General features: G+C 59.8%; 20 protein-coding genes. 10 read left to right on the top strand and 10 right to left on the bottom strand.

The window, feature by feature from the left end; all coding sequences use genetic code 11:
* Positions 1–40 precede the first annotated feature (40 nt).
* A complete protein-coding gene (locus SM753_RS15190; protein WP_323192250.1) occupies positions 41–1,480 on the bottom strand; it encodes an aldehyde dehydrogenase family protein in 1,440 nt (479 codons plus the stop codon).
* Between the two features lie 97 nt (positions 1,481–1,577).
* On the opposite strand from SM753_RS15190, the gene SM753_RS15185 reads away from it, so the two are divergent.
* Positions 1,578–2,441, top strand: coding sequence for a fumarylacetoacetate hydrolase family protein (locus SM753_RS15185; RefSeq protein ID WP_323192249.1), 864 nt, complete (start codon positions 1,578–1,580; stop codon positions 2,439–2,441).
* Between the two features lie 107 nt (positions 2,442–2,548).
* On the opposite strand, the gene SM753_RS15180 is transcribed toward SM753_RS15185, so the two are convergent.
* The gene (locus SM753_RS15180) at positions 2,549–3,313 is read right to left on the bottom strand and encodes an IclR family transcriptional regulator (protein WP_135535926.1); all 765 of its coding nucleotides are present in this window, start codon (positions 3,311–3,313) and stop codon (positions 2,549–2,551) included.
* A 915-nt stretch (positions 3,314–4,228) separates the two neighbouring features.
* Here SM753_RS15180 and SM753_RS15175 point away from each other — a divergent pair.
* The 4 genes from SM753_RS15175 to SM753_RS15160 all read left to right on the top strand — a co-directional run bounded on the left by SM753_RS15175 (position 4,229) and on the right by SM753_RS15160 (position 6,860).
* Positions 4,229–4,669, top strand: coding sequence for a TRAM domain-containing protein (locus tag SM753_RS15175; protein ID WP_323192248.1), 441 nt, complete (start codon positions 4,229–4,231; stop codon positions 4,667–4,669).
* Between the two features lie 195 nt (positions 4,670–4,864).
* Positions 4,865–6,160 carry an O-acetylhomoserine aminocarboxypropyltransferase/cysteine synthase family protein gene (locus tag SM753_RS15170; RefSeq protein ID WP_135535928.1) on the top strand — a complete coding sequence of 432 codons (1,296 nt, stop codon included), beginning with the start codon at positions 4,865–4,867 and terminating at the stop codon, positions 6,158–6,160.
* A gap of 165 nt (positions 6,161–6,325) precedes the next feature.
* Complete coding sequence (locus SM753_RS15165) at positions 6,326–6,478, top strand: hypothetical protein (RefSeq protein ID WP_323192247.1); 153 nt, start codon at positions 6,326–6,328, stop codon at positions 6,476–6,478.
* Positions 6,479–6,575: 97 nt separating this feature from the next.
* Positions 6,576–6,860, top strand: a complete 285-nt coding sequence (locus SM753_RS15160) for a hypothetical protein (protein ID WP_323192246.1) — start codon at positions 6,576–6,578, stop codon at positions 6,858–6,860.
* 690 nt (positions 6,861–7,550) lie between these two features.
* Here the strand turns inward: SM753_RS15160 and crcB are convergent.
* Entirely contained in the window at positions 7,551–7,901 is a 351-nt protein-coding gene (gene crcB, locus SM753_RS15155; protein ID WP_323192245.1) for a fluoride efflux transporter CrcB, read from the bottom strand.
* Entirely contained in the window at positions 7,898–8,314 is a 417-nt protein-coding gene (locus tag SM753_RS15150) for a CrcB family protein (protein ID WP_323192244.1), read from the bottom strand. Before SM753_RS15150 ends, crcB begins: the two co-directional genes overlap by 4 nt.
* Positions 8,315–8,551: 237 nt before the next feature.
* Here SM753_RS15150 and SM753_RS15145 point away from each other — a divergent pair, with 237 nt between their 5' ends.
* From SM753_RS15145 to SM753_RS15135, 3 genes are all read left to right on the top strand, one after another.
* Positions 8,552–9,208 carry a metal-dependent hydrolase gene (locus SM753_RS15145; protein ID WP_323192243.1) on the top strand — a complete coding sequence of 219 codons (657 nt, stop codon included), beginning with the start codon at positions 8,552–8,554 and terminating at the stop codon, positions 9,206–9,208.
* A gap of 112 nt (positions 9,209–9,320) precedes the next feature.
* Complete coding sequence (locus SM753_RS15140; RefSeq protein ID WP_323192242.1) at positions 9,321–10,019, top strand: hypothetical protein; 699 nt, start codon at positions 9,321–9,323, stop codon at positions 10,017–10,019.
* Positions 10,020–10,294: 275 nt separating this feature from the next.
* Positions 10,295–11,188, top strand: coding sequence for a universal stress protein (locus SM753_RS15135; protein ID WP_323192241.1), 894 nt, complete (start codon positions 10,295–10,297; stop codon positions 11,186–11,188).
* A gap of 136 nt (positions 11,189–11,324) precedes the next feature.
* On the opposite strand, the gene SM753_RS15130 is transcribed toward SM753_RS15135, so the two are convergent.
* From SM753_RS15130 to SM753_RS15105, 5 genes are all read right to left on the bottom strand, one after another.
* On the bottom strand, positions 11,325–12,962 hold the full coding sequence (locus tag SM753_RS15130; protein ID WP_323192240.1) for an NAD-binding protein: 1,638 nt from the start codon (positions 12,960–12,962) through the stop codon (positions 11,325–11,327).
* Between the two features lie 306 nt (positions 12,963–13,268).
* The gene (locus SM753_RS15120; protein ID WP_323192239.1) at positions 13,269–13,844 is read right to left on the bottom strand and encodes a DoxX family protein; all 576 of its coding nucleotides are present in this window, start codon (positions 13,842–13,844) and stop codon (positions 13,269–13,271) included.
* A 378-nt stretch (positions 13,845–14,222) separates the two neighbouring features.
* The gene (gene gdhB / locus SM753_RS15115; RefSeq protein WP_323192238.1) at positions 14,223–15,512 is read right to left on the bottom strand and encodes a glutamate dehydrogenase GdhB; all 1,290 of its coding nucleotides are present in this window, start codon (positions 15,510–15,512) and stop codon (positions 14,223–14,225) included.
* A 15-nt stretch (positions 15,513–15,527) separates the two neighbouring features.
* The gene (locus tag SM753_RS15110) at positions 15,528–15,674 is read right to left on the bottom strand and encodes a rubrerythrin-like domain-containing protein (protein WP_135535938.1); all 147 of its coding nucleotides are present in this window, start codon (positions 15,672–15,674) and stop codon (positions 15,528–15,530) included.
* Positions 15,675–15,755: 81 nt separating this feature from the next.
* On the bottom strand, positions 15,756–18,632 hold the full coding sequence (locus SM753_RS15105) for a bacterio-opsin activator domain-containing protein (RefSeq protein WP_323192237.1): 2,877 nt from the start codon (positions 18,630–18,632) through the stop codon (positions 15,756–15,758).
* Between the two features lie 129 nt (positions 18,633–18,761).
* Between SM753_RS15105 and SM753_RS15100 the strand changes: the two genes are divergently transcribed.
* Positions 18,762–19,136 carry a DUF6176 family protein gene (locus SM753_RS15100; protein ID WP_323192236.1) on the top strand — a complete coding sequence of 125 codons (375 nt, stop codon included), beginning with the start codon at positions 18,762–18,764 and terminating at the stop codon, positions 19,134–19,136.
* A 132-nt stretch (positions 19,137–19,268) separates the two neighbouring features.
* Here SM753_RS15100 and SM753_RS15095 read toward each other — a convergent pair whose 3' ends face one another.
* The gene (locus tag SM753_RS15095; RefSeq protein ID WP_323192311.1) at positions 19,269–19,895 is read right to left on the bottom strand and encodes a TRIC cation channel family protein; all 627 of its coding nucleotides are present in this window, start codon (positions 19,893–19,895) and stop codon (positions 19,269–19,271) included.
* 228 nt (positions 19,896–20,123) lie between these two features.
* On the opposite strand from SM753_RS15095, the gene SM753_RS15090 reads away from it, so the two are divergent.
* Entirely contained in the window at positions 20,124–20,549 is a 426-nt protein-coding gene (locus SM753_RS15090) for a zinc ribbon domain-containing protein (RefSeq protein WP_323192235.1), read from the top strand.
* Positions 20,550–20,595 lie beyond the last annotated feature (46 nt).

Raw genomic sequence — 20,595 nt, 5'->3', positions numbered from 1 at the left:
GCGTACGTTCCGTTCGAAAAACTCCGGCGGACCGACGCGCTCAGTAGTTGTCGTACACCGTCTTGCTGATGGTGTAGAAATCCAGACCTGCGTCGCCCTGCTCGCGGTAGGTTTCGCTGGAAGACGCTTTCATCCCGCCGAACGGGACGTGCAGTTCCAGTCCGGTCGTCTTCTCGTTGACCTTCACGACGCCCGATTCGGCCTCCTCGACGAAGCGGTTTGCCTCGGTGTGGTCGTCAGTGACGATGCTGGCCGAGAGGCCGAAGTCGACGCCGTTGGCCACGTCGAGCGCCTCCTCGTAGCCGCTCACGGGAATGACCGAAAGCACCGGACCGAAGATCTCCTCCTGGGCGATCCGGAAGTCCGGTTCGACGTCGGAGAAGACGGCCGGTTCGACGAAGTACCCGTCGCCCTCTATCGCGTTGCCACCAGTCTCCAGAGTGGCACCCTCGTCCTGGCCCACCTCGACGTATTCGGCCGTGCTCTCCAGTTCGGACTCACTCACGTGAGGACCCATGTCCGGGTCGTCGAGGCCGTGTCCCGGTTCGATCGCCGCCGCGCGGTCGACGACCGCGTCGACGAACTCGTCGTACACCTCCTCGTAGACGATGGCCCGGGAGCAGGCGGTACAGGCCTGACCGGTCACGCCGAACGCTCCCGCCGCCACGATATCGGCGGCTTCCTCGACGTCAGCGGAGTCGGAGACGACCGTCGGATTCTTGCCGCCCATCTCTAGCTGGACGCGCTTGCCGTCGTCCGTCGCAGTGTCGTAGACGCCGTTCCCGACTTGCGTGCTGCCGGTGAAGGAGATGGCGTCCACGTCGGGATGGCTGGCGATAGTACCACCGACTTCACTGCCGGGGCCGGTAACGACGTTGAGAGCGCCGTCCGGGAGTCCAGCTTCGTCAAGCGCTTTGGCCATCTCGTGGACGACACCTGGCGCGAGCGACGCGGGCTTGATGACTGCGGCGTTGCCGGCCGCCAGCGCGGGCGCGATCTTCCAGGCGGGGATGGCAATGGGGTAGTTCCACGGCGTGATCAGGCCGGCGACGCCCACCGGCTCGTTTTTCGTGTAGAGGTTCGTGTTTCTGGAACTGGACCCCTTGACCGTGCCACCGAGGTCGCTCGCCTTCGCGCCGTAGTAGTCGAAGATGTCGATGGCGCGCTGAACCTCGCCGCCGGCTTCGCTGCGGGTCTTACCCTCCTCGCGTACGAGGAGTTCTGTCAGTTCCTCCTTCCGCTCGGCGAGCAACGCGCCGGTTCGCGAGAGGATCCGGCCGCGTTCGGGGCCGGGGGTCGCCCCCCACTCGTCGCTGGCAGTGACGGCCGCCTCAACGGCCGCCGCGGCGTCCTCCGCGTCCGACTGCGGATAAGTTGCGACGGTCTCGTCGGGATTTGCTGGGTCCCGCGTTTCGAATGTTTCGCCGCTGTTCGAGGCCGTCCACTCGCCGTCGACGTAGTTCGAGTACTCTGTCGCCATACTCAGCGTTTGTGTCCGTTCGCCCATAACGCTTTACCCTCGTATCCGTCCTGACGGCGACGGGAGATTTATCACAAACGAGGCACTCAGTCCAGCCATGCGATACTATCGTCTTGCCAGCGGTAACGACATCAGTCTGCTCGCCGCCGACGGTGACGCCACGTATGACCTCACGGCGGTCAAACCCCGTCTCGATGGGTTCACCGACCTCGCGGCGGCCGCGAACGTCGCCGGCACAGGCGTCGACGCGCTCGCGTCCGACCTCACCTCCGACGCTCCCGTCGTCGACGTTCACCCGGACGAGACAGCGCTTCCGCTGGTTCCCGACGAGGTGTGGGCCGCAGGCGTCACCTACGAGATCAGCGAGGAGGCCCGCGAGACCGAGAGCGGCATGCCGGAGATGTATCTCGACGCCTACGAGGCCGAACGCCCCGAGATATTCTTCAAGGCGACACCGAGTCGGACTGTCGGCCCCGGCGAGGCGATCGGCGTCCGCGGTGACTCCTCGTGGAACGTCCCCGAACCGGAACTCGGGATCGTCCTCTACGACGGGGAGGTCGTCGGCTACACGGTCGGCAACGACGTGAGCAGTCGCGAGATCGAGGGTGAAAACCCGCTTCATCTCCCGCAAGCCAAGGTGTACGACCGCTGTTGTGCCCTCGGACCCTGCATCGCCTCCTCCGAAGCGATCGGCGACCCGCACGACCTGACCATCTCAATGTCCATCGTCCGCGATGGCGAGACGCTGTACGACGACGAGACCTCGACCGGGAAGATGGCCCGGACCTGCGAGGAACTCGTCGACTACTGGCGCGCACACAACGCGGTTCCAGAGACCGGCGTCCTGCTTACCGGGACGTCGCTCGTCCCGGAAGAGGGGTTCACTCTCATGCCTGACGACGAGGTCACAATCACTATCGAGGGCGTCGGGGATCTGTTCAATCCCGTTATCGAAGTCTGAAACGCCGTTTTGCCGGCAATAACTCCGCACGACAAGTCTGAGAACGTCCGTTCGTCCATAGTGAACGCGGTTTCGCGTAGCCGAACGCCGTTACACGAATCGGGAAATTACGAGTAGGTGAGGTTCAGTTTGACGACGTTCGCCGCGCTCTCTAACAGTTCAGGGAGTTTCGATTCCAGACGTTCGCCTTTCATCCGGCTCTTGGGACCGGAGACGCTGATCGCGGCGATCGGTCGCCCGTCGTCACCCAGAATGGGCACCGCGACACAGCAGAGACCGGCGATCCGCTCCTCCCGGTCGAACGCGACGCCTCGCTCACGAATTTCGTCGAGTTGATCCTTTAGTTCGGCCGGATCGGTCGTCGTCCGTTCAGTCTCGGTCGGCATTCCGTGCCTGTTCAGAACCTCGTCGACCCGCGACTCCGAGCTGTGTGCGAGGACTGCCTTTCCGAGCGCGGTGCTGTGCAGATAGACGCGGTTCCCCGTACTCGCCGCGACGTTGACTGCCTTGTCGCCGCGGACCCGACAGAGGTAGACGCCCTGTCCGTGTTCCTCGACGAGGAGGTTGACGAGTTCGCCGGTTTCGTCGGCGAGAGACTCCAGTTCGGGACGCGCAGTCTCGTAGAGGTCGTCGCGTTGACGGGCGTACCGGCCGAGATCGAGAAAGCGCAGACCGACGTAGTACTCGGAACCCTGTTTGACGACGTACTCCTCCTGTTCGAGCGTTTCGAGGTGGTTGTAAACGCTGCTTTTCGGCAGGTCGAGTTCGTTCGCGACGGCGGTGACGCCCGCCCCGTCGAGGCGACGGAGCGTCTCCAGAACCTCGAACGCCGTCTCGACGGACCGGACCGGGTTGGACGCTTGCTTTCCCATACATAGTACAATGTTGTTTTCCATAAGTATCTATCCGTTCACCTGTGGCGAACGTTCTGATCGGCTAAGGTCGACATTGCACGACTCGGTGCCAGTTTTTTCGGTTGCCGGCGGATTACGGGACAACGATAGTCGATCCATAGTCGTCGCCGACCGCTGCAATCGGTAGTAAACCGACCGGCGTTCGTCGGTGGTGAACAGACTGCGGCGATACCTATTACAGTCATATCAGTGTAAAATCTTCCCGCCCCTCACACCTATGTAAGAATTACAATAATAATCTACGACGATCCGATCTTCTGTATACCACGTCTAATAGGCGATTATTGAGGCGTTCTTCCGGTCGTCAGCCGCCTTTGTAATTCGCAATATAGACAATATTATAACAACCATCCTGTCGAGTATTCACCACCATATCAGGGGAGAGGTAGCGACCTGCTTCGCGGATAAAATGGGTTTTCGGAAAATCTTCGGTCAGAGTGAGATTTCACCACTTCACATGTTTTCGGTCAATATACCCTATTAATCATGCATACGAACGATGACCCAGGATCGTCGTCCATTCTGTTTCGCCGTGAGTCGGGTCGGTCCCAGAACCATCGGAGCAATCCCATTGTGACCGAAGACACCCCCTGCAACGGACTAGCGTTTCCCCGCGAATATTCCATAGGTTGTGCAATATTACTTCGTAGTGAACCTGCACTCTCTACAGCGATCTCTTCGTACATCGCCGTGGGAACTTCGCCACAGGTGTAACTATTTTGTTAATTATACTGCACAGATCTCTGATGACACTGTCCAACCGGAGGTAGAACAAGCGGAACGATGTCATCACGCAGGTACGAGTGAACACTGGATATTGCCGAGTACCGGTAGACTCATTACGATATTCTCGGTTGCCCCATGAAGAGACCGATGGAAGACTCAGACGACCTCCTCTGCCTATTCAGCGCGCGGGTCGACAACCGACAGGGCTCTGCGGTGATCGAGATACCGCGACAAGAGATCACAGTCGGTGCTGCAAAAGACGGAGAGGTATACCGTGTAGCACTGTTGCCAAGTGACTCGGCAGACGGAGAGTCCGAAAAGGAGACGAGTAGCGGGCGATCTCTTCGGGAGAGTGAACCCAAAGAGAGGCGAACCGATCCAGACCTCCCTGTCGAGGAAGGCGACCAACGCACAGTTACCATCGAAGATATCGGTGAACAGGGAGACGGGATCGCTCGCGTGAAACGGGGCTACGTTGTCATCGTCCCCGATACAGAGGTCGGAGAACGCGTCGTCGCGGAGATCACGGACGTGACGCCGAACGTCGCCTTCGGACGGGTTTCCGAGCGAAAGGACTACTACGAATAACGCGCCACGAACGCTCCCGGGCGGAAGGCATCGAAAACCGCTGTTTCAAAGCCGTATTCTCAGAGATCTTAGAAAAAGCACTCGAAGCACGTCGCCTCATCAATGGTTCGGGGGACTCAACTCCTCCGTCATCGGAATCGGCAAGATTGGTCTGTCACACCCACCATAATAACGCAGGGGCCAGTTCGTCTGTCTATGAGCGACGATCCCGACAACCGTTCGTTCGCGACCGACTCGTTACACGCCGGCCAGGAGCCGGACCCGGCCACCGGGGCACGGGCTCCGCCGCTCTATCAAACCACGTCGTACGTGTTCGACGACGCCGACGACGCGGCGGCCCAGTTCGCACTCGAAGAACCGGGATACATCTACTCGCGGCTGATGAACCCGACTCTCGAAACGCTGCAGGAGCGACTTGCCGCACTCGAAGGAGGTGTCGGGGCAGCCGTCACCGCCTCGGGGATGGCGTCACTCGACCTCACAACCTTCCTGCTCGCGGAGGCCGGGGACAATATCGTCACCTCATCCTCGCTGTACGGTGGGACCTACACCTACTTCACGCACTCCGTCGAACGGCGCGGGATTTCCACCCGGTTCGTCGACACGCTAAGCTACGACGAGTACGAGGAGGCTATCGACGAGGACACTGCGTACGTCCACGTCGAAACCATCGGGAACCCGGCGCTCGACACGCCGGACATCCAGCGGATCGCCGATATCGCCCACGACAACGGTGTTCCCCTGCTCGTCGACAACACGTTCGCGACGCCCTATCTCTGCCGTCCGCTCGAACACGGGGCCGACCTCGTGTGGAACTCGACGACGAAATGGCTCCACGGCTCCGGGACGACCATCGGCGGGGTAGTCGTCGACGGCGGGTCCTTCCCGTGGGACGAACACGCCGAGAAGTACTCCGAAATCGCTCAAGACAACCCGGCGTACCACGGCGTCAACTTCTCGGAGACGTTCGGTGAAGCGGCGTTTACCTACGCCGCCATCGCCCGCGGACTGCGCGACCTCGGTAACCAGCAGGCCCCCTTCGACGCGTGGCAGACCCTTCAGGGACTTGAAACGCTCCCGCTTCGGATGGAGCGCCACTCCGAAAACGCGATGGCGGTCGCCGAGTTCCTCGAGGCCCACGAGGACGTGTCGTGGGTGAACTACCCTGGCCTCGAATCCCACGCGACCCACGAGAACGCCAGCGAGTACCTCGACGGCGGCTACGGCGGGATGATAACGTTCGGACTGGCCGGTGGGTACGACGCCGCCCGGAAAACCGTCGAATCGACGGAGCTCGCGAGTATGCTCGCGAACGTCGGTGACGCAAAGACGCTGATCATCCATCCGGCCAGTACGACCCACCAGCAACTCAGCGACGCTGAAAAGGATGCCTCCGGCGTGACTGACGACCTCGTTCGCCTCTCCGTCGGAATCGAGGACCCCGGCCGTATCATCGCCGATCTGGAAGCGGCTATCGACGCAGCGACCTGAAGGAAAGTTCGATTCCTGCCCGATTCTTTGCTGTTCTAACTCAAGCCGTGTCCGCGAACCCATAAAGTGGAAGTTTGATACATAACTTGGTGGAGTACTTGCGAAACCCATGAAGTCCTCGTGGAACCCGGGCCAGGTGCAACTCACTGTTGGTCAATACTCAGGATGAGGAGCCAACACGGGAACGTGGACCGCGATACGGACGAGGCAGTGGTCATCAACGGGTCGCGCCCGACGCTGAACCCCACGTCCGTCGTAGAGTGGACGGATCGGCACACGGCCTTTCGTGACCAGACAGTCACCGGCGGGCGGCCCTGAGTACGGCTGGGGTGCCGGTTCCAGCCCACTGTCGTCCTGACACTGCGACGGAGTCCCTATCACTACGCATTTCCGGGTCGCTCGTGAACGCGAAGGTATGCGCGACGAGTCCGACGACAGCGTTCAGGTGTGGTTGGTCGAACGAACGTACTCCGACGACGAACAGAACATGATCATCCTCACCTACGCAACCACCGACGGTGAGCGGTACTTCCGCAAGGAACGAGCGCTCACCAGTTTCGGCGACGTGCGCGAAACGACCGCCGCCGTCGACGCCGACCTCGACAATCTCGGCTCGGTCAACGACCCGGACCTGCAGGAACAGTACGCCGTCGAAGCTCAACGGATGGCCGACATCCACGACCCCGACGACGTTATCTGACCACCTGCGGCGGGTCGCACGAGCAGTCCCATCCTGTTTAGCAAGTTCCACCAAACGGCGAAGGCGTGCAACGACGTTTTGACAGTCACTGGCTTACGTGATTGAAGCTATCGCTGAACGAGGAGATTCATCGTTTTGTCTCTTTGAAAATACGTTAGCCAGCATTCTGGTTTCTCTGCCGAACCGTCTGAAATCGGAAGCCAGATCGGTGAAGTGCAACCCGTAGATTCTAGGCGTGAGCGACGAAAAACACTGCGTCTTCGACATCGTGTTTCTCCTGGATCTCTCTCGGAGAAGCTTCGCGTTGATGCTTTCGTAGCCGTCGTAAAGAGCCTTAGATATGGGAACTCGTTCGTTACGGGATCGACGGCGTCGTACAGGTAGAACTGCTGGCTGTTGGTTCAGATCACGGCATCATCGAGCGCAACGTGTTCGGACTCGCGTCGCCGGCGGGTTGTATATCGACCTTCTGCACCAAGTCGTGGACTCTTCTTGGGACCGTTCGGAATCAGATATTCCGGTTTCTAAGATTGTATCTGAAAATTATAATACAGACATTCTGCGACGAATGCTAAGCGCTATCAGCCGGAGATATAACCAACCACATATTCTACAGGTATAAATAACCACATATGTGATAAGTTATACCCTTTTCTGCAATCCGGAACGTCCGTGGCCGACGCATCGTTGTCACAATCCGCGGGACAGGAACCATGCGACGGCGATAGCCGACAGTGAACCAAAGAGGTTCGCCGCAGCGTACCCGACAGATAAGAGGCGGTCGTCGTCCCAGAGTCGGACAACATCGACCGAAAACGAGGAGAAGGTCGTGAAGGAACCGCAGGCTCCGGTTCCGACGAGCAGAAACGCCTCGTTTCCGAACTCCTGAAAGACTGTTAGACCGAGGACGAAACTCCCGAGGACGTTCACGGTGAACGTCCCCAGCGGAAACGCTTCGCTCGGGACGGCCCGACTGACGAAGTGACGCAGTAGCGCTCCGAGGACGCCGCCGACGGCGACCAGATACGACGGATCTATCACGCGTCACACTCACCCGTTCGGCCCGCCGCTGACGGGTCGGGCGTGATGCGCAGTGCCGTCGAGCGGCCTGCCAAGACGGCGGTGAATCCGACTGCGTAGCTGGCGACGACGTAGCCGACACCGATTACCGGTTCCGACTGCGCCGTTTCGAGAGCGAACGTGCTGTACGTGGTAAACGAGGAGAGAAACCCAGTCCCAAGGAGCAGTTTCGCCCGTTCGGCGATCAGGTCCGTGCGCTGGGTCCCGTACACGAGCAGACCGAGCGAGAAACAGCCGAGAACGTTCGCCACGAACGTCCCGCCGAGTCCCGATACGACCGTCCCGACGAGATACCGCGCGTTCGCGCCCAGCGCCCCGCCGATCGCTATGAGAATGACGAGAGCAACTGTGCCGGGCGAATCCGGTCGTGACATGTCTATTCTGAATAGGCGGGTAGTACTGCGTATATACGGTAGGTACTTAAAAGAACAGTAGTCACGCCGGTGGCAAACGAGTTCGTTCGTTCTATCACAGTGCGGAAATGCGGCCGGCGACGAAAGTTCTCGATACTGTCAGTACTGTCTCACGGACAGTTACGTTCCGAGGAGGCAGTGTTCGACCGTGGACGACCGACGGGTTAAGGTGACTTGGGACCCTTTGAATCCAACACGATGATGCTTCCAACACACGCCCTGGCGGGCATGCTACTCGCCCTGCCGTACGCACTCGCCGTGCCTGAGTTCGCCGGGGTCGCACTCGTTGCGGGATTTCTCGGCGGCGTCGTTCCGGACCTCGATATGTACATCGGACATCGGAAGACGCTCCACTATCCGGTGTACTACAGCGTACTCGCAGTCGCGACAGTTCCGGTCACCGTTTTGCACCCCTCGGCTGAACCGATAGCCGCCCTGTTTTTCCTGATCGGCGCTGCCGTCCACAGCGTCGCGGATATCTTCGGTGGCGGGCTAGAGCTACGTCCGTGGGAAGCGACTTCGAATCGGGCCGTATTCGACCACCGCCGCGGTCGATGGATCGCGCCCCGTCACTGGGTTCGGTACGACGGAGCGCCCGAGGACCTCCTCTTGTCTGTGGCGCTCGCCGGCCCATTGCTGATCGCTCTCGGCGGCGTTCCACGGTTGTTGGCGATCGGATCCCTGGCGGTCGCCGCCGTCTACTCCGTCGTGCGACGTGCTCTCCCCGCGGTTGCCGACCGACTGGTTGGCCTCCTTCTCGACTTCGACTCTTCGAAGCGTATCGTCGCACTCGTTCCTGCGCGCTATCTGGCTCGTTCGGGAGAACAACTATCCTCGAATACGGTGGACGAATAACGGTTTCGAGCGCTTGTCTCGCTTCCGGCTTAGTCTTTATCGAGTCCCTTTTCAGCCCATCGGAGAACCGTAATCGCCACGTACTAGCCTCGTGTACGGGCAGTGTGGACGAATGGAAGAACTAGCCGCTGCCGGCGTAGTGCTGTTCCAAGCCGGTATCGTTGTGATTCTACTCGAAGCGATTCGTCGGCGGAACGCCGCCGCCCTCGTGAACGCGCTCGTTTCGTTCGGCGCCACGCTACTTCCAGCGGTCGTCGAGTTCGTCGTTCAGTTCCTCGTTGCCCAGAGTGTCAGTTTCGGACCGGAGTTACCTCTGTGGATCGCGGCGGCCGGCTGTTTGCACTCGTTCGGAATGCTGGGTCCGTACGATTCGATCCCGTGGTGGGACTCTCTCACCCATACGGTTTCCGCGGCGCTTATTGCAGCGCTTCTCTACGACAGTCTGATCGTCGTGGCCGGAAGTGGGGACGGTTTCGGTCTCCCGTTCGGGCTGATAGCGGTGCTGACGGTTCTCTTTACGTTTGCCGGCGGGGTGTTCTGGGAGTTGATAGAACTCGTCGCGCGTGACATCGGTGAACGGTACGACGTCGAACCAGTTCTCGTACACTACGGGAGGCGTGACACCACACTGGACCTCGTGTTCGACGTTTTAGGGGCACTCCTGGTCGTCTCTCTGGACGTTCGAGTCTTCGTTCCGGTCGCCGAGCAGTTCCCGCGAGCAACTAGATCGCTGGTACTGGGAAGCGGCGTCGTAATCGTCGTGGGTTCCGTACTGATGGCGCTGACCGTTTCGTATGGACGCAGACACTGACCGTTCGAACGCAGAGTACTGAACGTTCGGGTGCGGGACTGACCGTTCGAACGCGAACTACTGAATGGGCGAGCGCGGGACTGACCACCGGTCAGCGTCAACGTAGTTCGAACTGACTCGACGACGGCGGAACTCATGGCAGTCGGCACCGATCGTCGGGCGACAAGCGAGGCTCAGGGCGAGTCCCGACCGACAAGATGTCCCCCGGTTAGTCTCATTGTCCGGGAATAACGGCCTTGTTTTAAGAGAAGATGGATCGAATGGTTACGTAACACATGTACGACACAATTCTCGTCCCGACCGACGGGAGCGAACACGCGGTTCGGGCGTGCGAACACGGACTGGCACTCTCACGCCGGTTTGACGCGACAGTCCATCTGCTCAACGTGATCGACGTTACGGCGGCAGGCGGAATATTCGATGCGGGAGGAGTCAGTCGTGAGTTCGTCGAACGACTCGAAGAGGAAGGGTCGAACGCGATCGAGACAGTCGAGGCTGTCGCAGAAGAGACGGACTCCATCCACACGGAAATCATCGAGGGAAAACCGTCCGAGGCGATACTCGAATACGTCGACGAGAACGGGATCGATCTTCTTTCGATGGGGACACACGGTCGGTCGGGTATCAACCGTTACATCACGGGTAGTGTAACTGAACGCGTCGTTCGTCTCTCAGACGTTCCCGTACTGACCGTTCGTGCGACCGAACAGAACACACCAGCAGGCAGTTACGACGAAATACTCGTTCCGACAGACGGGAGCGAACCCGCGACTGCGGCGATGGACCACGGGATCGCGATCGCACAGGAAGCGGGCGCACGCATCCACGCAGTTAACGTCGTAGACGTGAGTTCGCTCGCAGCCAACCCGAACGTTACCCCACCAACCGAACTACTAGACCAGTTCCGGTCACAGGGTGAATCAGCGACGGAAGCGATCGCGACACGCGCCAGAGAGGCCGGCCTCGACGCAGTTACCAGCGTTCGAGAAGGGATCCCGTCGAGCGATCTGCTCCAGTATGCACGCGAGAACGAGATCGATCTGATAGCAATGGGAACGCACGGTCGAACAGGTCTCGAACGATATGTTCTCGGTAGTACGACCGAACGGATCGTCAGAGAGTCGGAGATTCCTGTACTCTCAGTTTCCCCACAACAGTCCAAAGACTGACACAGCTTCCGAACTTCCCGACAAAAAGAACCGCACGTACAGATCGGTCGGCACGGGTGAGGATTCGAAAGAGACAGACAGCAGGGACAGAAGAAAGACTACCCCCTCGTTAGACACGCGGATCGAACACGACGGACTAGCCGCTGAACTGTCGCTCGAACCGAGTGACAGCCTCATCAGTACCGGCGATGATGACTTCGTCATCGGCCTCGAACGCGAACGTCGACGGATCGAACTCGGTGACCGTGTCTCCGTCTCTGATTACCGCGACGACAGTACAACCGGTTACCGTTCGGACCGCCTCATCGACGAGCGTGCTTCCCGCTAGTTTACCGGCAGGGAGGCGCACGACGCTGACCTGCTTGTCGAACGCCAGCACCTCCTCGTCCTCGAACACCGTCGAGGCAAGCATACGTCCGCTGACCGTGGCTAACGATTGCACGTAGTCCGCGCCCGCTCGATACAGTTTCTTCACGTCCGCTTCCTCGTTTGCCCGGACGACAATGTGGAGGTCCGGGTTCAGCTCTCGCGCGATGAGCGTCGCGAAAACCGCGGTCGTGTCGTCTGCGACCGTGAGGATCAGTGCCGATACGTCTTCGATACCCGCCGCTTCTAACACGTCCGGATCGCGGGCATCACCGACAGTATCGACGCGTTCCTCGTCTTCTATATCGAGGACGGAAATCCGGGTGGTAGACCCCACTAAGGCCTCGTAGGCGGCCCGCCCGGAGTCACCGAACCCGGCGATGACGACGTGTTGTGGGGAAAACTCCCGGACGGTCGAGGACGTCGCCTCCTGCAGGTCGGCTATCTGGTCGGACTTACCTGCTACGAGGAGTCTCGTTCTGGCCACCAGTTCGTCGGCCGGGTCGACGGGCGTCTCGAAGTCGCCGTTGAACCACGCGCCGATCACGTTCACGCCGAACCGGTTCCGGAGTTTCGCCTCCGCGAACGTCCGATGACAGAGGTCGCTGTCTTCCGCGACTGTGAGTTCGACAAGTTCGAGATCATCGCTGATCTCGACGCCGTCCTCGATATCCGTCGTGACAGCAGTGGGGGCTTGCTCTGCCAGACTCTCGCCGAGTAACTGCCGTGGAGAAAGGGCCTCGCTCGCGCCGGCCGCTCGATGGTACTGGGCGAGTTCTGCGTCTTGTACGAGCGTTATCACGCGCACGTCGGGGTAGGCGTCGCGGACCGCGAGAGCGATACTCGCGTTCGTATCGTCGGCGGCGTCGGCGACGACGGCTATCGCCGAAGCCGTTCGTGCGTTCGCTAGCGTTTCTGTCGACTCCGGCTCTCCGTGAATGACGTTATACCCCGCTTCGTGGAGGTCGCGTGCCGCGTCCTGATCGGATTCGATGAGGACGTACTCGCGTCCCCGAGCGTCTAGCTCCTCGATGAAGGCGTCGGTTCTGGGGGTGTGGTCGCAGATGATGACGTGTCCCCGAGCATCCGAGACTGCCGTGGGAGCCGTCGGAGTAAGCGCGTCCCGGAGCCACGGGACGGCGAACACGTCCACGGCGGTGAGGATCAGCCCGATACCGGCGAGTTGCATCGTGATCGCGAGGACGTTCATCTGCGGCGTTTGCCACGGCGCGTCTTCGCCATACCCGGTTGTGGTAAAGCTCTGGATGACCACTTCGAGAGAGCGGTACAGCGGTTGCGGACGGTTCTCCCAGACCGCCATACCTGTGTTGTACGCCCCGGTGAAAACCAGAGTCGTTACGAGGACCAACGCCAGGTAGAAGCCGGTCCGGCGGGAGCGCAATGACATACGAGAGGGTGTTTTTTGTCTGTATTTATACTGTCGGCTGTAACCGTTTGCGCGTGAGTCGTTGGAGCAGTCCAGCGAACGCGGACGACAATGCAGCGAAGAACATCAGGATTCGGTACGTCCGCCGATACCAACAGTCGTCTCCGCGGACGGGTAACAGTCAACGTGCCCTGAAGTCAGGAACGGTGACGACAAGTCGTCGATGACGGACAGAGAATAGTGGATAAAATAGAGTTCAGCGGTCTGGGCCGGTTCGTACCCCGGAGTACGGCGTCCGTTCGGGTCCGCGCCGAACAGTTTCGGCCGCTATCCGAGAACGTACCTGAGAGCGGGGAATCGTTCGGTGAGCGTCTGACCACCGATGTCGTAGTTCTCAATCCAGGCGTCTACGCCGAGGATGCGACCGGCTCCGAAGGCCGCGACGGCGAGGAACACGAGCATGTACGCGAAGTCGCCGTTGATGACGCCGTGAGCGATATCCCAGTTCCCGAAGTAGAACATGAGCATCATGAGCGCGCCGAAAAACGCGGCGAGGCGGACCATCGCTCCGACGAGCAGGCCGAGGCCGATGAACAGTTCGCCCCACGGGACCGCGACGTTCGCGAACTCCACGAACCACGGGGTCGATCCCATCCAGGCGAACACGTCAGCCAGCGGGTTCCCGTTGGTCGCCGCGACGTGTGTGAGGTAGCCGCCCGCACTGAACGGTTCGGCAGCCGTGATCTTCGTGAATCCGGAGGACGCGAACGCACAGCCCATCATTAGACGGAGCGAGAGCACGAACCACGCGGAGAGGCTGTGGGCGCGACCGCTGACGGTGTAACCGCCGATGGTGCTTTCGAACGTGTTGCGGGTTTCTGGCGAGAGAGTGGATGTAGTCATGGTGACGGAAGGAAACTTCCTATTTCTATGTACGCAGAGCGAGTATATATATCTATTTAGGTAATCATTGGCACGGTTTTTCTATAAGTTATCAAAATAATATAAGAGGAACCGGTCAGCGTTACGACCAACCAGCGAACGGACCAAGAGTACGCGATCAGACCCGCCGCCTGAACCAAGGGGGACCAATACCGATAGTCGGTACAGTCACCGCGTCAGCACCGCGTTCTCAGTGTTTCATGGAGTCGCAACTCGTTGGGGCGAGAGCGTGTTCCGACAAGAGTTCGGTCCAAACGGGTTGCACGTACCGGAAATAGTTCGTACGCGGCCCGTTATGGACAAACAGTCAAATCCCAGGACCGTCGTAGCAGATCGCGGTTATGGCCAGAGACCGCGTGCTTCCTTCGCTGCGCCGATCCGGTTCAGCGCGACGATGTAAGCCGCGTCCCGCCAACTCGTGTCGCTCGCCTCGACCTCCGCTCTGACGTTGTCCCACGCCGACATTATCTCCGATTCGAGTTCGTTTTGGACCCGTTCTTTCGACCACTTGCGGCGGTTGATGTCCTGTAGCCACTCGAAGTACGACACGGTCACACCGCCCGCGTTAGCCAGGATGTCGGGGACGACCGGGATATCGCGTTCGTTGAGGATGGAATCCGCACCGGAAGTCGTCGGACCGTTTGCCCCCTCGACGACGATGTCGGCCTTGATATCGTCGGCGTTGTCGATCGTGATCACGTTCCCGATCGCGGCGGGAATGAGGACGTCGACGTCGAGTTCCAGGAGTTCCTCGTTCGTTACCGTGTTCGGGGCCTCTTGACTCATGACACCTTCCGGTTCCTCCTTGTGCGACGGAACCGACTGAGTATCGAGACCGCTAGTATCGTAAATTCCGCCGTTAACGTCGCTAACAGCGACGACATCCGCGCCCCACTCGTCGAGGAGGCGGGCGGCGTTCGCTCCGACGCTGCCGTACCCCTGAATTGCGACGGTGGTGTCCCGGATGTCTTTGTCGTAGTAGTCGATAGCCTCGCGAGCGATGATGGCGACGCTTCGGCCGGGTGCCTCCTCGCGGCCGTAGCTCCCGCCGATGACCGGCGGCTTGCCAGTGACGACCCCGGGGATGGTTTCGCCCTCCTGCATACTGTAGGCGTCCATGAACCAGGCCATCGTCTTCGCGTCTGTCCCCATGTCCGGCGCGGGGATGTCCTGGTTCGGACCGACCTCGTCGCGGATCTCCTCGGCGAACCGGCGGGTGAGTCGCTCCTTTTCGTCCGTACTGAGCTCTTTCGGGTTGACGATAATCCCACCCTTCGCTCCGCCGTACGGGATGTCCATGACGGCGCACTTCCACGTCATCCACATCGCCAGTCCGACGCACTCCTGTGACGATACGTCAGGGTGGTATCTGAGCCCTCCCTTGTAGGGGCCTCTGACGTCGTCGTGCTGTGCTCGATAGCCGGTAAATACCTCGACGCTACCGTCGTCGCGCTTGAGCGGCACGGCGACTTCGACGACCCGGGTCGGGTGTTTGAGACGTTCGATAACGCCAGGATCGACGTCGACGTGCGTGGCCGCCTCGCGGAGCTGTCGGCGGGCCGTCTCTAGAGCGGATTCGTGTTCCGGTTCGTCGTCTGATTCAGAGTCTGTAACTGTGTTAGCGGGCATGTATCGTGTTCGTTGTTATTCGAACGGTGTACCGCGGTTTCGCATCGTATCTCCGCACTCAGGACAGTCAGTGGGGTGGTTCGTCTCCGTGGCCATGTGCCCACAGCCCAAGCATTCGTACGTCGATTCTGCCTCAGGGTCGGACTCCACGTCTCGGTCCATAGTAACAGCTCTACCTTATTGGTATCGGATTAAAGATGAGGGAGTTGAATAGTAAACCCCGGTGCGGCGTTCGAAGGGTTACTATTCAACCGTAATGTACTGTTGCTGGCGATCGAACAGCGCAGCGAAGAACTTCTGCTCGATACGGCGAATGTGGTCGTAGAAGGCGGTGTGTGAGATGTCGAGTGTCGTCGCGATGTCCCGGCCGGACACGTTTCGCTGCATGTCGAAGTAGCCGCTATGATACGCGACCTGAGCGATCTCTTCTTGGCGCTCTGTCATCAGCGACCCGAGTTCCTGTTGAGGTTCAGACGGACGCGTCTGTTTTTGCTGTGACGTCAGTTCTACATCCGTGAACTGACCGGAGAGCATCTCGTCGACGGTCCGGATCGTCGCAGAATCGGGGACTTCGACGACGAGACGAACTCCCGTCGGCGATGCTTCGAGGGTCCTGCGCGTCGCGCCGTGAGTCGCAAGCGACGACGTGACAAACGGATCGCGTACTTTGAGGCTCACGAGTCCGCCGTTTTCCGTCTCCCGTATCACCTCACCGGCAGTGACATCGACGAGCGACGTGGCTTCGGAGACGACGGTCGCGGCTGACGCGTTCTCTACGGTGACGAAGATGAGCGTCGTCTCGTCCGCCTGTGTGACCTCACTTTTCACCTCGAGAGTACAATCGAGCGATTTGGCGAGACGGAAGAGAACGAAGGATGGATCGCGGATCCCATACGCCAGTCTGAAAACGGAGTCGCTGCGGAGTGCCTCTTTGCGCTGGATCCCGTTTATTGCGGCGCCGATAGTGCTACCGAGTTCACTGAACACCGTTCGAATCGTCTCGCTGAAGGAGTTCGGGTCGTTGTGATAAACCGTAAGCGTCCCGAAGAGTACGTCGTCGTAGACCAGCGGGATCGAGAGAATGGAGTTGAAGTTCCGCGAGACAGCCTCCTTACACCACGTCGCCTCGTGGAGTTGATTGGCCACGTTATCCATAACCGTCAGAGACCGGTCCTGCATGGTCTGGAGGGATGGCTCGGAGAGGGTCTGGTCGTCCATCGTCGAGAGGGAGATACTATCCAGATACCCCTGATTGTCGCCGGCCCACTCGCGCGGATGGAGTCGGCGGTTGCGCGCGGCACTCTCACCGATCCAGGCGAATGCGAAGCGGTCACTGGCGGAGAGGCGCTCACAGACAGTGGTTTCGATCTCCTCTCTGGTTTCAGCGTGAACCATCGCCTGGTCGATCTCTCGGATAATCTCGTTTATCTGGTTTATCTCGGACAGTTGACGGTTCTGCTGTTGCAGTCTCTCGTCGCGTTCTCGGAGTTCCGACTCCCGGTCGAGACGGTCGAACGCGGCCTCCGTCGTCGCCGCGAGTAACTCGGCGATTTCCTTGTTTACACCGTCGAACGGCCCGTCGACCGTCGCTGCCAGCAACACGCCATGTTCCCCCAACGACATCGCAGCGAAGTCGTCTAGGTTCGTAAACAGGGGTTGCAGATCGTCCGATACGTCGGTCTCGTCGGGCTGTATCACCCGCTCTTCGACGAAGGCCCTGTTGATAGATGTCCGCTGGTCGAGACTCACCTCGGGCAACGAACCGAGCATCTTCCGAAGCGGATCCGAAACTGCCATCGGATAGAGCGTGTTCTCCGCTCCATCGAAGTGATACAGTGCGATCCCACCGTTTGGGAGCGCGGTAGTCGCATCCGCGGTAACTCTGTTTGCGACCTCAGCCTTGGTCTCCGCATACAACAGGTTTCGGCTCGTCTGTTGAAGTTGTGTCAGCGCCCGCTCCCGTTGTTTCCGCTTGGTTATGTCTCGACAGCTGTAAAGTCTGGTTCCGCCCTGGATAGACACTTCTCGGACGTTAACGAGCAGCGTGTGCTCCGTGCCGCTCTTATCAGTCGCCGTACACTCGATGTTGGTGAGAACGCCTTCGGATTCGAGGCGGTCGGGGTCAATCAGTTCCTCACCGAGGAGTGCGTCGATAGTCCCGAATTCGTGTATCTCCTCGGCGGCGTAGCCGAAAATGAAGTGAACGTTCGGGCACACGTACGTGAACTCCCCTTCGTCGTCCGTAACGAGGACCGTGTCGGTCATGTTGTTCAGGGTGACGCGATGGAGTTCCTCCGACGCGCGAAGTTCGGCTTCGAGGCGTTCCCGTTCGGTCAGCATCTCACCCTGAACGAGTAGCCTGTCGCCTCCGTCACCCGCGGCCGGTTGGATGCGAAACCTGAGTCTGACTTCGTTGCCGACGCTGGCCGTACCGTTCGACGGTGAAAGAACGCCCTCAAATTCGGTGTAGGATCCGTCAGCAGCACCGCGGAGAGCCTTCTGGACTGTCCGCCGTTGGGGATTCCCGTCTTTCCACGGAAGGGCCCATATCCGCTTGCCAGTGACCGTTTCTGCGGACGCGTTCAAAAGGGTGGCCGCCGCTTCGTTGAGCGACCGTATGGTTCCGTCCGTCGCCAGGACTGCGACGAACTGGTCCGGGTTGTCGAAGACACCGCGGAACTGGGCCGCTTGCTGTCTGTCGCGGGTGTACTTACGCTCCCGTGAAAGAACGGTGCGGAGTCCGCCAACCCCGGTTGGGCCCGCGTCGTCAGCGTATAACGGCACCACCCAGGTCACGTGTTCGGACTCGGTTCCCGAGTCCGGAGGCATATCATCCGTTAGAGGTGCCAGAACGAACGCAGATGCGGCGTTTTGCACGATAGATTCCGCAGAGAACCGAATCCCTGTCGTCCCTTCCAGGTTGTAGGCGCTGACGACACAGTCGACCGGGTCGTCCGAAACCAGCGTCTTCCGGGCCTGTTCCGCAGTCGTGACGGCTGTCACTCGGATTCCGTTCAGTCGGGCGGTAGCCGGTCCGGCCTTGTCCTGCCATTCGTCCGGACCGACGAGCAGAATACGATAGTCAGGGTGAGATCCGCACGTATCCCCGTTCGGTACCATACGGTCATCTGAGTACCTTGGCGGCGAAAAGTCTGACTCATACGAGAGATACGTTGTCGATCTAGTGCTCGGGTTTTCGAACGCGGTTGTAGAACATTTATATTAACACATTAGGTACCGGATCTATGCATGGTCGATGCCATTCTCTCCAAACGGCGCGTCGATCCGGAAAAAGTGGACCAGCTTCGCGATTACTTCGACTCGCTTGACGACAGACAGGAACTGTTCGAGCGTGGCCTGAACTTAGAGGAGGTCTACACGGAAGCCGCGTTCCTCCAAGATGACGGCGAGGGGCCCGTCCTCTACTACTACATAGAACAGAGCGACGATTTCCCGCCCGAGTTGGACCGAGAGGATATCGACGATCAGGACCTGTTAGAGCTGAGCGCGGAACACGAGGCGGTACTGAACGAGGTCTGTCTGGAACCGGCCCGCGACGGAGACGAGGAGCGAAACCGACTCGAGACGCTGTTTTTCGCCTCGACGCTTGACCGCCGGGCGTGATCTAAGCTCGCGCTCTGAGCGGCCCCACCACAATGATATATCGAGAGTGCGATCGAAGGTGTTCCGCCGGTCGGAGGTGTTCCGATGACCGGAGGTCGCTGTTTCGAGGATTACCACTGCTCGTGACGCGACTTATCTTCTCCGACCGAGGTTTTCGGAAGCCACGTCCAACATCTGCGCCGTCGGGAGAGTCCAGCCGTAGTTTACCGCCGCCAACCGTACTCCGACAGTGACGGCAGCACATACCATCGCTGCGGCGCTCGCGGACGCATCGATAGCGACCAGTGTCCAATAGGTACTTCCACCGAGCACTGCACAGCTCGCGTAGAAGTCGTCAAACAGGATAAAGGGAGACCGGTCCAGCAGGATGTCGGCGAACGCGCCCCCACCGACTGCGTTTATCGTCGCGATGGCGACGACACCGAAACCCGAGACACCGGCGTCGGTCGCTACGATGGCACCAGCAGTGGTGAACGCAGCGAGCCCGATCGCATCGGATATCAACGTTCCTGCGTGGTCGTCCGGCGAGTCGAACACGACACTCAGACCGACTGCCAGGCCCACGCCCAGCATCCCGAGACTTATCTCGCCTAACGACCTGAGGGCCAACGGAATCCGGTTCACGAGGACGTCCCGCGTCGCCCCGCCAGCGAACGCCGTTACGAGTCCGACGACGGTCACGCCGAACAGGTCGAACTCCTCGCGTATCGCCTTGGACGCACCTACCAACGCGAACGCGACCAGTCCGACCGTGTTCATCACGGCGAACGGGTCAAGCAACAACCCTTTGGCGAGGTCCAGAACCACTGGTTTCCCTCAAGGCAGCGAGTGTATTGAGCGCTACGCATTTATCGTCGACGGGTAGGAGCGCTACGTATTTGCTGTCGACGGGATGGCACAAACCGAGCGTACAGATAACGACGGTATTGTCAGATATCGTGGACGACGTGAAAAAGACTTATTGCTAACTAACTGGTTAGTCAACGTATGAGCCAGTCAGCTTCAGAAAAACGTCCGTGGCTCGCGGCACTGCTCGCAGCGCTCGCCACAGGGCTCGGCCATATATATCTCCAACGATGGCGGCGTGCGCTGGGATGGCTCGCTATCCTGTTCGGCGTCACTACCCTCTTCGTCGACCCGGCGGCATTAGACGCGCTTGCGAACGGTAACGCGGTCGATCCCCTGGCGGTCGCACCGACCCTCGTCGTGGGCGGAATGAGCGTCCTCGACGCGTATTTCCTCGCTCACGCCCAGAACGCGCTCGATAGGTTGACACCCACCGAAGATGGAGAACTGTCACACTGTCCTCACTGCGGGAAGGAACTCGATAGCGACATCGAGTTCTGTCACTGGTGTACGACAGAACTAGGCGAGCGAGACGGAACATCCCCGACGAGAGCGGATGATCAGTAGTAGCACAACGCGCTGGAACTGATAGCAGCTATCTTCGGAAGAACCT

It is taken from the genome of Halostella sp. PRR32 (assembly GCF_034808085.1).
Taxonomy (GTDB): Archaea; Halobacteriota; Halobacteria; order Halobacteriales; family Natronoarchaeaceae; genus Halostella; species Halostella pelagica.
Note: the sequence above shows the minus strand (reverse complement) of the source record. Positions and strands in the feature narration are given on the sequence as shown.

Coding starts and splice junctions, on each gene's coding strand:
- SM753_RS15190 (WP_323192250.1), bottom strand. CDS start 1,480: ATGGCGACAGAGTACTCGAACTACGTCGACGGCGAGTGGACGGCCTCG.
- SM753_RS15185 (WP_323192249.1), top strand. CDS start 1,578: ATGCGATACTATCGTCTTGCCAGCGGTAACGACATCAGTCTGCTCGCC.
- SM753_RS15180 (WP_135535926.1), bottom strand. CDS start 3,313: ATGGGAAAGCAAGCGTCCAACCCGGTCCGGTCCGTCGAGACGGCGTTC.
- SM753_RS15175 (WP_323192248.1), top strand. CDS start 4,229: ATGGAAGACTCAGACGACCTCCTCTGCCTATTCAGCGCGCGGGTCGAC.
- SM753_RS15170 (WP_135535928.1), top strand. CDS start 4,865: ATGAGCGACGATCCCGACAACCGTTCGTTCGCGACCGACTCGTTACAC.
- SM753_RS15165 (WP_323192247.1), top strand. CDS start 6,326: ATGAGGAGCCAACACGGGAACGTGGACCGCGATACGGACGAGGCAGTG.
- SM753_RS15160 (WP_323192246.1), top strand. CDS start 6,576: ATGCGCGACGAGTCCGACGACAGCGTTCAGGTGTGGTTGGTCGAACGA.
- SM753_RS15150 (WP_323192244.1), bottom strand. CDS start 8,314: ATGTCACGACCGGATTCGCCCGGCACAGTTGCTCTCGTCATTCTCATA.
- SM753_RS15145 (WP_323192243.1), top strand. CDS start 8,552: ATGATGCTTCCAACACACGCCCTGGCGGGCATGCTACTCGCCCTGCCG.
- SM753_RS15140 (WP_323192242.1), top strand. CDS start 9,321: ATGGAAGAACTAGCCGCTGCCGGCGTAGTGCTGTTCCAAGCCGGTATC.
- SM753_RS15135 (WP_323192241.1), top strand. CDS start 10,295: ATGTACGACACAATTCTCGTCCCGACCGACGGGAGCGAACACGCGGTT.
- SM753_RS15130 (WP_323192240.1), bottom strand. CDS start 12,962: ATGTCATTGCGCTCCCGCCGGACCGGCTTCTACCTGGCGTTGGTCCTC.
- SM753_RS15120 (WP_323192239.1), bottom strand. CDS start 13,844: ATGACTACATCCACTCTCTCGCCAGAAACCCGCAACACGTTCGAAAGC.
- gdhB (WP_323192238.1), bottom strand. CDS start 15,512: ATGCCCGCTAACACAGTTACAGACTCTGAATCAGACGACGAACCGGAA.
- SM753_RS15110 (WP_135535938.1), bottom strand. CDS start 15,674: ATGGACCGAGACGTGGAGTCCGACCCTGAGGCAGAATCGACGTACGAA.
- SM753_RS15105 (WP_323192237.1), bottom strand. CDS start 18,632: ATGGTACCGAACGGGGATACGTGCGGATCTCACCCTGACTATCGTATT.
- SM753_RS15100 (WP_323192236.1), top strand. CDS start 18,762: ATGGTCGATGCCATTCTCTCCAAACGGCGCGTCGATCCGGAAAAAGTG.
- SM753_RS15095 (WP_323192311.1), bottom strand. CDS start 19,895: ATGAACACGGTCGGACTGGTCGCGTTCGCGTTGGTAGGTGCGTCCAAG.
- SM753_RS15090 (WP_323192235.1), top strand. CDS start 20,124: ATGAGCCAGTCAGCTTCAGAAAAACGTCCGTGGCTCGCGGCACTGCTC.